At 72.5% G+C, this 12,753-nt stretch carries 1 protein-coding gene; it reads right to left on the bottom strand.

Features of this window, described 5'->3' with window-relative positions:
• Window positions 1–12,669 carry a filamentous haemagglutinin family protein gene (locus I6I07_RS17800; protein ID WP_198483083.1) on the bottom strand — a complete coding sequence of 4,223 codons (12,669 nt, stop codon included), beginning with the start codon at window positions 12,667–12,669 and terminating at the stop codon, window positions 1–3.
• Window positions 12,670–12,753 lie beyond the last annotated feature (84 nt).

Below are 12,753 nucleotides of genomic sequence, written 5' to 3'. Positions count from 1 at the left end.
TCACATCGCCAGCCTGCCTCGCTCCTGCGGGCTGAGTTGCCGCATCTCGCTGTCGTCCAGCGCGCCGGCTCCCAGCACCTGCACGGCGCTGGCCGCGTCATAGCGGTTCGCGGCCGCGGTCGGCCCCGGCGGCGGCGCCATGCTGGCGCCGGCCACCGGTTCCTCGCCATACCCCAGGATCTGCACGCTGATCACCGACGGCTGGTTCTGCCGCGCCTGGCTCTGGGCGCGCTGCGCCGACTCCTGCGCCGCCCCCACCGCCGAGGCCGCCGCGGCGCTGGCCGACGACATCGCCCCCGTGTTGACCGAGGCCGTCACCGGCACGCCCTTGCTCTCGCCCTGGGCCTGGATGTTGGCGGCATTCACCACCTGCAGGGCCGCGATGTTGACGTTGCCCGACACCCGGATGCCGGCTTCGCCCGCGTCGATGGTGCCCAGCGGCGCATACAGGTCCACGTCGCCCGCCGCTACCTCCGGCAGCGGCGCCAGCGTCGCGATGCCCGCGCCGGTGCCGGGCGCATTGGGCGACAGCGTCACATTGCCGACCGTGTCGTAGACGCGCTTGGGCGGCGCGTACAGCACGGTCGTCTTGGCGCCGCGGCCGGCGTTGATATCGCCTTGCGCCGACCAGGCGGTGATGCCGCCGCCGAAGGTGGTCATGACCCGGCTCTGCCCCAGCAGGATGCTGCCCAGCGCGTAGAGCTGAATGCTGCCCTCGCCCTGGGTGATGATGCCGGCGCTGGCGGGCGGCGCGGCCCCCTCCAGGCCGAACACCTGCTGCCCGCCCGGCGTCAGCAACTGGATGTCGCCACCGAAGCTGCTGCGGATACCCGCGGCGCCATACAGCGTGATATCGCCCTGGTAGGCCCCCGGCGCGGTGTCGGGGAACAGCGCGGCGATGGCCTGGCGGCCCCGCAGATAGCTGCCGTGGCGCGGACTGGACTTGTCGTTGTATTCCCGGCCGCCGGCGCGCAACTCGGCGAAATAGACCTGGCGCGCGAACAGGCTGCGCTGTTCTGCGGGCAGCGCGTTGAAATAGGCGCGCGCGTCCTCGGCGCCACCGGCGAAATCATAGTGCTGGGTCAGCCACAGCAGCAGTTCGGCCTGGTAGGTCTTGAAGGCCAGGCCCTGGTCCGTCAAGGGCCGGCCAGGGTCCGCCGCCTGCGGGTCGAGGTAACGCGCCAGGAAGCCGGCGTAGTCCGGCCCGGCCGCGCCGACGCCCGCCAGCACGGCGATCGACGCGCCAGGGCGACGGTCGCCCGGCATCACCGCACCCAGGCTGGTGATCGAGGCCCGGTCGGCCATCAGCACGTGGCGGCCCGCCGACACTTCGAGCGCGCCGGGACCGGCCACCTGGAACGAGCTGTAGAGAATGTCGCGGCCGGCCGACACCCGCGAGACATCGCGCGCATCGCGGTGCAGGAACAGGTTGCCGCTCGACCCCACCGATGCGCCCCCGCCGCCGACCAGGTTGTAGCCGTTGCTCGACGGCACGTCGAGCTGCACGCCCGGCCCGGTGCCCGACGCCACGATGTCGCGCCCGGCCATCATCCAGACCGGCCCCGCCGCCTCGAACCAGGCCTGGCCCTGGGTGTTGCCCTTGAGCACGGTCAAGGTTTCACCGCTGCGCAACCCGACGATGTCGCCATCGCGGGCGTACAGCCGGGTCACCGCGCCCGAGCCGGCCGCGCTTGCCGTCGGCGTGCCGAAATAGAACAGCGGGAAATGCAGATTGCGCTCCAGCAGGCCGCCGTCCGCGGCCCGGTTGCTCAGGATGGTCGCCTGGCTGGCCTGCGAGGCATAGCCGGCAAAGGCGGGCGTGCGGACACTGGCCTCGCCGGCGGGATCGGCGCCCGAGCGGTTGATGGCGTAGCCGCCCGCGTAGATCGAGTCGCCCGCCAGCAATTCCAGCTGTCCGCGCGCGCCTGGCGCCAACGTCAACGAATACGGCAGGCCAGTGTCTTCCGTGTTCAGATAGCCCGCCGACACCCCCGCATAGATGCTGCCGTCGTAGGCCGTCACGCGCAGGATGGACGGGTAGAGATAACGCGCGTCCGACGCCGAGGTATTGAGCCCGGTCTGCAACGCCATGCCCTTGGCGCTGTGCGACGTCTGCCGGCTGGGCGTCAGGTTGCCGCCCGCGCTCGACAGGGTGATCGCGGTGTTGTCGGTCCACAGCGAGAACCAGCTGATGCCGCCCCCCGTCACCTGCGTGCCGTCGAGCAGCCGGAACGGCGTGCTGTTCGGCACGGCCACGCGGCCCGGATCGCTGGCCCCGCCGACGACCAGGTCGCCGCGCGTATCCAGGCGGATCACCGCGTCGCCGGGAATCAGCGCCAGGCCGCCCGTGGCGCTGGCCAGGGTGGCCGTGTAGGGATCGTAGCCGCGGGTGTCCCTGGCATCCTGCTGCGCGGCGCTGTTGCCATATTGCAGGTCCAGGCCGCCGATCGCGCCGCCCGCCAGCCTGACGTTGCCGCGCAGGTTGATCAGGGCGCCCTGCAGGTCGATCGCGGGATCGCCGTAGTACGGCGTCGCCCCGCCGGTGGACGACACCCGTCCACGCCCGCTCTGCGTCGGATTGAGGGCGCCGCCGATGCGCACGTCGATATCGCCACCGCCCGTCAGCACCACGCTGCCATCGGCCGCGACGCGGCCGGTGCCGCCCACGGCAAGGACCAGCCCCTGGCCGCGCGGATAGCTAAGCGACCCGCGCGACTCGATATTGCCGGCATCGCCGTCCGTGCGCACGCTGACGTTGCCGCCGCCCAGCGCCCCGAAGCCGGTGAAGCCCACCAGCACGGGCGTCGAATCCTTGAACTCGGGCCGCGCCGGCGCATAGCTGCCGAAGTTGATCCACCATGCCGTGGGCGTATCGCCGCCATTGGCGCTGCCGGTGCCCTGGCGCCACAGCCAGTTGCCGATGCCGACGCTGGGATCGACCACGCGTCCGTCATAGTTGCCGGCCACGGTCTTGCCCCAGACGTCGCCGCGCAGCGCGCCGCCGGCGTACAGGCTGAAGTTGCCGCCCGCCTCGGGGTACCAGGCCTGATAGCCCGTGCCGGCGGTGACGAAGGCCTCGTAATTGCTGGCATAGGCATCGCCCAGCACCGTGCTGCCGTAGCGGCCGCGCGGCAACTGGTAGGCCGCCGCCACGTTGGCCGATTGCGTGCCCGCCGTATAGACGCCATAGGCCGACATCAGGTTGATGTCGCCGCCGGCCGTCAGGTCCAGGTCGCCGGTGCCGGTGCGCAGCACGCTGAAGTTCTGCGTGTGCGAGGCGACGGTGGTGGTCTGCTTGTTCTCGACGCACTGGTCCGGAAACCCCTCGCAGACCCCCAGGTCCGCGTCGGCCACCGGCGAACCTTCGGGCTGGCCCCACCAGTTGTCCTTGGCCCAGACCCAGCGCGGCGGCGGCAGGCACAGGCCTTCCACCACGTCGCACAGCCACAGCATGTCCTCCGGCACCGGCTTGCCGGGCTCGAAGCCGGACGCCTCGCCGTCCGGCCCCCACACCAGGCCGGCCCCCTTCATCAGGGTGGCGTTGTAGTGCGTGTCGGCCAGCGTCAGCTTGCCCGCGCCCGGCCCGGGCAGCACCTGGCGGCGGTCGGCCGCGTCCAGGTCCGCGCCCGCCGTCAGCTGCACCGACCACGACTGGCTGCCGGCGGGCAGCATCCTGGCCAGCGCCCAGTTGCGCCGCTGGTCCGCCGCGGTGCCCGGCCGCAGCTCCACGTAATCCGTGCCCTCCGGGAACACCAGCTTGGTCTGCGAGGGAATCAACGCCCCCTGCCGCAGCGTGATGGTGCCCGCCATCAGCAACACGTTGGGCTCGTAGGCCTGGGTGGTGTACCGATTGGGCAGGGCCACGTTGGCCGGCCAGGTGAATGCCTTCAGGGCCGTGCCGCGGGTCAGCAAGGTGCCGGCGCCCAGGCGGGTCTGCGCCGGCAGGTCGAGCGCGTGCTCCAGGACCGTGCCCGCGGCGTACAGCAACTGCCCGCCGGCGTCACGCACGTCGCCCGACAGCACCGTGCCGGCGGCCAGCGACAGCGGCTGGTCCAGCACCGCTTCCACGGGCAGGCGGGTGCCGGCCGCCAGCGTGGTGGCCTGCAGCGGCAAGGGGTAGTTCAAGGTCTTGCCGCCCGGAAACTCGGTGCCGTCGGCCAGTTGCACCCCGCCGCGCGGCAGCACCACGTCGCCGCCGAAGGGCTGCGCGCCGGGGGTCAGGACCCAGCCGCTCTCATCGTCCGGCGATGCCGGCGGCGGCTCGAAGCCGTCGTTGATGCTGCCATAGACATCCAGGTTGCCCTTGGCCCGCAGGATCAGCGCGCCCGCCTCGCCCGAGCCGTAGGCCGAGGTCACCGGCGAGCGCGGGTTCAGGCTGGCGTAGCGATAGCGCGACAGGTCCAGGTCGCCCTGCACCACCAGGTCGCCGTCGGCGGTGCGGCTGACGATTTCCACCCCGGGACGCAGATGGAACACGTCGCGGTAGGTCGCGTTGTTCAGGCCAGCGAGCTTGCCGCCGAGCAGATTGCCGTTGAGCAAGGCCAGGCGGATGAATTCCCGGCTGTCGGCGTGCTTGGCGTCCAGATAGGCCTGGTCGATGATCTGATAGTCGCGGCCGCCAGCGCGATCGGCCGGATCGCCGGGGCGGGCGTCGTCATAGCGCTGCATGGCGGTCAGGTTGATGGCCTTGGCGCCGTCGATCGTGAGCGGTCCGCGCGCGTCGATGGCGATGTCGCCATAGGTCGCGGCCGAGCCCGGCGCCCCGGCGCCGTTGAGCCCGGCATTGCCGGCGGCGTCGATGCGTGGCGCCATCAGGTCCAGCGTGCCGCGCGCCACGCCGTCGTGCTGCCCGGCGCCGGCGCCAGCGGAAGCCGCGGTGCCGTGGCGCAGGTCGATACGGGCGCCGCCCGCCAGCGTCAGCACGCCCTGGCCCGAGCTCAACTCGACCACCGCGCGGTTGGGCGCGTCGATGATCTTGCCGTAGCTGTCCACCCGCAAGACCGTGCCGTGCGCGTCCAGCACCGCGCCTGACGCCAGCGTCAGGCCGTCGCGCGCCGCCAGCCGGATGCGCCCGACCCGCTCGCCGCTGGCATCGACGCGGCCGACCACGGTCAGGCTGCCGCCGTCGATCGACAGGTTGATATCGTTGGCCCGCAGCGCGTCGCCCACCGTCAGGCTGCCCTGCTTGACCTGGAAGCTGCGCGCGCCCGTCACGCCGCCCTCGTTCAGGCGGCGGTTCAGGGCCTCGAAGTCGGCGTTCAGGTTGCCAGGCGCGCCAAGCCGCTGCGCGCGGATCTCGACACTGCCCGCCCGATACGGCACCTCGGTGCCGCCCGCGTCGTAACGGCCCGAACTGGCGCCCAGGATGCGGCCCAGCAAGGCCACCTGGCCATCGGCCGCGGCCAGCGCCACCGCGCGCAGGCTGCCCGCGTCGTTGTCGCGCGCCGACAGGTCGATCAGCGACCCGGCCTCCTGGCGGACGCCGCCCTGGCTGCTTTCCAGGATCAGGTCGCCGCCCCAGCTGTAGCGCAACACGTCATTGAACGCGATGGCGCGGCCGGCCAGGTCGAGCTTCGAGCCATCCGCCAGCAGCACGCTGTCGCGGCCCTGCAGCGTCAGCTTGCCGCTGGGCAGCGCGATCACGCCATCGACCCGGACATTGGCGCCGGCCAGGCTCAGTTCCGCGCCCAGCACCTGCACCGTGTCCTGCGCCGCGGGCGCCCCCGCGGCAGGCGCCGCCAGCAAACGCACGTCGCCGCCCGCCGTGATGCGGTTGACGGAACCCGCCGCGCCGGTCAGCAGGGGCGTGTTGAGCGTGAGATTGCCGCCGCTGTAGGCGTAGCCGCTGCCGCTGGTGTAGGCGCCCTGCGACTGGTACACCGCCAGGCTGCCGCGATGGTTCGCGGTGATGCGGTCGCTGGCGTTCAGCGTGACGCCGGCAAAGCCCAGCGCCAGCCTGGCGTTGTCGTCCAGGCCATTCGGTTGCGTGCCCTGGCCGTAGCCGAACTCGATGCGCTCGGCCTCGATCCGCAGCGCGCCCTTGCCGGTGCCGGCCCCGCCCGCCGCGACCGCGCCGGGCGCTTGCACCGCGCCATTCCAGACCAGGTTGCGGGCGTAGATCGACGCCACGTCGCCGGCCTCGCCATAGCCATAGAGGGCCGGCGTGCCCAGCGCCAGCGTCGCCATGCTGTACTTGCCGGTGGCCGGGTCGCGCGTATCCAGCGCCACGGTGCCGTAGAAATTCACGGCATCGCGCGCCGTCAGCGTCAGCACCTCGAGCGCCGGGGCCCCAGCGCTGGTATCGCCGCGCAACAGGCGCGCCAGGATGGCCTGGTTCAGCGTCAGGCCGCTGGGCAGCACGCCGCGCGCGGCGGCCTGCTGCAGCGCCTCGGTCGTGCCGACGTTGACCGTGCCAACGGCCAGCGCCAGGTTGCGGGTGCCGTAGCGCGCCTGTTCGCCCAGCTCGAACACGCCATTGGTGGCGACGGCGATGGTGCCCTCGGCGTACAGCCGCGTCACCGCCTCGCAGGCGCCGGCCGCGCAGGTGCCGATACGGATCGCGCCCGTGACCGTGCTGTCGGGCGCCAGCACGTCCAGGCGGCCATTGGACAGCGCCAGCAAGCCGGCGCTGCCGGGCTGGAAGGCATAGCCGGCGGTCGAATCCACCGACGGCGCGCCGCGCCCGAGCGTGGAAATGCCCGCGCCCGCCTCGATATCGATCACCCGTGACGAGATCAGCACTTCCGGCGCCGCCAACTGGGCGCCGGAACGCATCACCACTTCGTTGGCGCCGCCCTGGAAGGTGTAGAAGCGCCCGCCCTGCCCGTACAGCACCACCGGCAGCGCGCCGATCACCAGGCGGCTGGCGCCCAGCGCGGCCAACGCATCGGCATGCACCGACGCGCCGTCAAAGCCCGCGGTGGGCGTCTGGCCCGCCGCCAGGATTTCGATCGCGGAGCTGCCGCCGCTGAGCGCCGCGGCGCCGCCGAAGCCTCCCGACGCCGCCTTGAAGTCGGCCAGCCCCTCGAAACGCAATGCCTGCCCGTCCTGCGAACCGGCATGGATCGCCAGACGCAAGGTGCGCGCGTCGGCCGGCAGCATGGCGCGCGGCACCCCGCGCGTCGCCGCATCGGCGCGCACGAAGCTGGCGTAGCTCATTTCGTTGTACTGCGAATAGGTGCGCAGCACGTTCGCCGGCGTCAGGATCGCCTGGCTCGCCAGGCGGTCCGCCGCGCCGGTGCCAGCGGTGGACAGCAGGCCGCTGGCGGCCCACGACAGGTTGCGCATCTGCAGCGGCGCGATGGCCGCGCCGGCCGCCGCCAGGCCGTTGATCTCGACCCGGAAGGCGCCGGGCAGCAAGGCGTAGGTGGAGGGCATCAAGGTATAGGTGCCAGCCGGCAGGCCGGGGACGCCGTCGCCCAGCGTGATCTGCCGCCCCACGCCCGGCGTCGACGCGCCGGCCTCGCCGCCCACCGGCGCGTAGCCCGGCTGCACGCCGGGCACGATGGCATACACCGGATTGGTGGCCAGCCCCGGCAGCGTGAAGCCGCCCTTGGGGTCGTTGCGGACCAGCGGGAAGTAGCGCGCGTCGGTCGAACCGCCACGGCCGGACACAAACCCCGCGCCGGTCAGTTCGCCGCCGCCCGACAGATCCAGCAAGGACCCCGGCAGCGCATCCACGTCGCGGAACCCCAGCGTGATGCCGGTGCGCAGCGAGGCGCCCTGTCCCTGGCCCACCGCGCCGCCGGCGCCCACCAAGGCGACCTCGGCGCCCAGGAACTTGTACGACACGCCATCGGTGGTGCCGCCATAGGGCATCCACAGGCCGGCGCCGCTGACGGACGTGACACTGCCGGGCAGCAGGGTCAGGCGCCGCGTGCCGACCGTCGAGCTCAGGTCGCCCAGCACGATCGCGCCCAGCGGCGCGCGCAGCACGCCGCCCTGCTCCACGTTGGCCGCGGCCAGGCGCAAGGTGCCGAAGGCCGAATACGGCACGGCCGGCAGCGCGGCGATGGCATCGCCCGTGCGGCCCACCCGCAGCGTGCGGGTCGGATCGAACACGTTGACGCCGGACTGCGGATTGCGGGTGTAGCCGGCCAGCAGCTCGACATCGGCCCCCGTGACCGGATACAGCTGCGTGGCGGCCAGGTCGAGGTCGCCCCGGGTCCACAGGCGCGTGCGCGGCTGGTCGTCGTTGTGCCGCAGGAAGCGCAGGTCGCCGCCGCTGTTCAGCGCCACCCGGTCGAAGCCGCTGCGCGCCACGGTCAACAGGCCGCCCACGCTGCGGTTGATGCTGCCCTGGGTGCCGAACGACAGGCTGTTGCCCACCTCCAGCAGATTGCCGGCGCGCACCGTGAACGCCCCCGCCCCCACACCGGGCGCATCGCCGAACAGCACCCGCGGCCGCAGCACGCCATTGGTGGCGAAGTACGTGCCCGGGCCCGACAGCCGTACATAGGACGCCGCCAGGTTGACCCGGGTCCGCGCATCGGCGTCCGGCGCCAGCGAATAGGCGCCGGCATACAGCCGCATGCTGCCCGCCACGGCCAGGTCGACCGCGCCGTCGAACGACATCAAACCGTTGGACAGCAGCCCCAGATGGTCGAAGCCGCCCGCGGCCGTCAGGCGCGCGACGTCCAGCCTCGCCTGCCCATAACGCAGGGCATCGGCCGCCGCGCCCGGCGCCAGGGCGGCATCGAGCAGGCCGCCCGCCCCCGGCGCCAGCACCAGCTCGCGCGGCACCTGCACCGGCATGCCAGCAACGCTTTCGCCCCAGGTGCGGTAAAGCGGTGTTTCCAGCGCGATGTCGAGCGTGCCGCCCGTGGCGCTGGCGCCGCCGGCGCGCGCGATGAAGCTGCCGTCCAGGTGCAGGCCGTTATACGAACTGAGCGAAATGCGGCCGCCGTCGCGCTCCAGGCGCAGCGGGCCGACCCCGTTGATGTCCACGTCCACGCCGGCGCCCGAGGCGTCCAGCACCGCGCCCGGTCGCACGATCACGTAGGCGTCCGACGAGGTCGCGGTGGCGCGCGCGTGGTCGATTTCGCCGCCGATCACGATCACGCCGCCCGCGTCCGCCACGCCATAGCGGCGGCCCTGCGCGTCGACGCCGGATTGCGCCCGGCCGGCCACGTCCAGCACCGCCCGCTCGCCGATCCAGATCGAACGGTTGTGCAGCTGGCCGTCGGCGGTCTCGACCGACTCGGCCACGTCGATGTCGCCCAGGCGCAATTGCCGGATATCGATCTTGCCGCCCGCGGCCGTCAACCCGCCCAGCACCGTGATCTGGCCGGCGCCGCGCAGCTTGATGGTCTGGCCCGGGTCCACGGTCACCTGTGCGCCCTGCCCAATCATCAGCGTCGTATCGGTGTCCGAGCCTGTCGGGGCAATGGTGCGCCCGCTCTGCAGCGACAGGCTGGCGCCGCGCCGCCGCGTCGCCGTCCCCGCCACCGCGTCATGCAGATAGACGGGCGGCAGCCAGGCTTGCAACACCGTGGCGGCCTCGGCGCCGGTCGGCGCCCCGCCCGCCTCCGGTACCGGCCGGTAGACCGGCATCGACACCTCGATGCGGGCGCCATCGGCGACGGTCAGGCCGCGGCTGCCGATGATCTCGTAGCGCGCGAAGCCGCGCTGGAAGAACGGCGCCGCCAGCGCCAGCGCGTCGGCGCCGGCATCGGCCGGTTCCGCGCCCAGCACGATCTTGCCCGCCGTCACCGCCAGGGTGCCGCCGCCGTCCACGCCATAGCCGCGCAACTCGGCGCCCAGGTCCAGGCGCCCCGCGGTCGTGCCGCTCGCCACGGCTTCGATCGTGACGTTGCCGCCCTTGCCGCCGGTCAGCTTGCCCTTGGCGCGCAACGCCGCGCCCGAACCGACGTCGATCACGCTGCCGCTCTCCAGCAGCATGTCGCCGCTGCCGCGCAGCGACACGCTGCCGCCGTTCAGGTAGGGCATGGCGCCGGTCAGGCCCGGCGCCAGCGCCAGGTTGCTCCACAGGCCCGACGTATCGAGCCGCCCGCGCGCGCCCAGCGTCAGCCGGTCGGACGCCGTGGCGCCGATGGAGGTGTCGAGCATGCCCGACGAGGTCACCTGATTGAGCACGTTGCCCAGGCGGATGCTGCCGCTGCTCGCGCTCAACGTGCCATCCACCGACACGCGGTTCGCGAACAGCGTGATCTCGCCGCCCGGCGCCACCGTCAGATCGGACTGCGCGGCGATGTCCTGGGCGGCGATGCGCACCGCGCCCAGCCCGAAGCCGTTCAGTCGGGTGGTATCCAGCAGCAACGCGCCGGCCCGATCGGCCGGCAGCGCGTCGCCCAGCTCCAGGCCGGCGGCAATGGCCGCCACGCGGTCCGACAACACCACCTGCCGCACCCTATCCTCGCTGCGGCCCAGGGCGTACTGCAGCGCGCCGGAGGTCTTGTTGTAGTACGGCGAGTAGGTGCCGACCACCAGTTGCGCGCCACGCGCCACGGCGCGCTGCGACTGCTGATAGCCGTCCAGGCCGGCCTGCGGCGCGGCGTTCTGGCGATCCCCCTGGAAGGTGGCACCGATCAGCTCTCCTTCCAGCACGGCCGAGCGGGTGCCGATCAGCAGGCGGCCCGCATCGCGGCCCACGGTATAACCGGTCTCGAAGCGTTCCAGCGGCGCGATCAGCGGGTTGTAGAATCGGCGCGTCTGGCCCCAGCGCTCGCTGCGCGCCTCGTAGCCCTGGTACAGCCCGGTGTAGGCCAGGTCGCCCGGCGCGCGCGAGGCCTCGTACAGCTTGCCGTCCACGCCCCGCAGCCAGCTCTGGCGGATCATGCCGTCCTGCACGTCGAGCGTGCCGCCGGACAGGTTGATCTGCGAGCCGGCGCGCGTCACCACGTCGCCGCCGGTGAATTCGACATTGCCGCCCTGCGCCATCCATTCGTTGACGGCATGCCCCTGCGTGCCCAGATAGCCGCTGACCTCCAGCAGCCCGCCAGCCGTGTACCAGCGGTCGGTGGCGTAGCCGTTGGTGCCCGCCGGCACCAGCACCAGGTCGCGAATATCCACCCACAGGTCGTTGCTGTTGAGCTTGCCGCTGTCGCGGTTGACCGGCGCGTCGCGCTGCTCGTTGCCCTGTACGTTGATCTTGAGATTGTTGTTTTCCATGGCGACCGGCACGCCCACCGCGCCCGCCACGTCCAGGACGGCGCCGTCGCGCAGCAGGCTGCGCCGCGCCGCGTGCACGGCGATCTGGCCGCCGGTGGCCAGCGTGATGGAGCCCGCCGCGAAATCCACCGTGCCGCTGCTGCTGATCTCCACCCGCGACAGCTCGCGCCGGTCGGCGCCCGCCGGCAGCCACGCCGACGTGGACGGCGTCGTCACGGGCGCGCGCAGGCCGTCGCGCTGGCTGTCCAGCGCCAGGGCGCCGCTGTGGTCCAGCAGGATCGCGGCGACGCCGCCTTCGGCCAGGGTGATCCTGCCGTCCGTGCCGGTCGCGGTCAGATGCAGGGTGCCGCGCGTGTCCACCGAGGTGCTCGACAGCAGCACCCCGCGCTGCGTCACGTCGCCCCCCGTCAAGGTCACGTCGCCCATGGCGGCCTGGATCAGGCCGCTGTTCTCGACCCGCCCGGGCACGCCCGCCGGCGTGACTTCGTTGCCCTTGGTGGTCGACAGCAGATTGCCCGCCGTGCCCTGGCCGCGCTTGATGACGAAACTGTCGCCCGCCGCCAGCAGCGTCTGCCCGCCCGGCGTGTCGATGGCGCCCGCGTTGGTCGTTTCCTTGCCCAGCAGCAGCACGTAGCCGCCGCCCGAGGTCGAGGTGGTGGACGCGGCGGTCGCAATGCGCGCGCCGGCCTGCACCTCGACGCGGCCCAGGGCGCCCTGGAACGTCGGCTGGGCGCCGTTGTCGGCATACAGGCCCTTGTCGCGGAACTGCGCATCCGTGATGGTGGCGGCCGCGACCACCAGGTTGCGGGCGTTGACCTGGCTGGTGCCGCTGAAGATCACCCCGTTCTGGTTCACCACCAGCACCGTGCCGTCGGCCTTGATCGCGCCCTGGATCTGGCTGGGCCGGGCGGCCGCGCCGACCACCCGGTTCAGCACCGCGTCTTCCGCCCCCTGCTTGAATTGCAGCGTGGTGTTGCGGCCGATGTTGAACGTGTCCCAATTCAGGATGGCGCGCGACTGCGTCTGCTCGATGGTCACCAGCTGGCGTCCGCCCTCGGTGCCGGTGGTCGGCTTCTTGGCGCCGTCCCACTTGGCCAGCGCGCCCTCGGCGATCCACAGGCCGCCCTGCGCCAGGCCATCCGGCACGTCCGTGCCGTTGGCGGCCGCGGCCGCGCGGGCCGCCGCCTGCGCCGCCTGCTGCGCGGCCACCGCCGCCGCGGTGCGGTTCAGGTTGTCCAGCGAGCGTTGCAACTGCTGGCGCGATTGCGCCTGCTGGCGGGCGCTGTTGCCGATGCCGGCCAGCGAACCATCCGGCATGCGGCCGGTGCGTTGCGCGGTGGACTGCACCGCGTTCTTGTCGGCGAACCAGCCGGGGCTGAAGGCCCGCGCCTGGGCCTGCGCCGCGCCGCTCCAGCCGCCGGCGATCAGCAGTACCGCCAGCGCCTGGCGCAGCGGCGTCGGGCGCCAGTCTGGACGGCGGCGCCCCATCTTGTGCGCCATGAATGCCTTACCGCCGCGTTGCGCCAACCGTGCCTGCATGATCGTCTTTCCTTATTCCAATCGCGGTGTTCGCCACCTAGAACAAGACAGACGGATGGAAAAATGCCGACCAGAACCCTGTCA

Source organism: Achromobacter deleyi (assembly GCF_016127315.1).
Lineage (GTDB): Bacteria > Pseudomonadota > Gammaproteobacteria > Burkholderiales > Burkholderiaceae_B > Achromobacter > Achromobacter insuavis_A.
The sequence above is the reverse complement of the archived record's forward strand: the minus strand, read 5'-3'. Positions and strand labels throughout refer to the sequence as shown.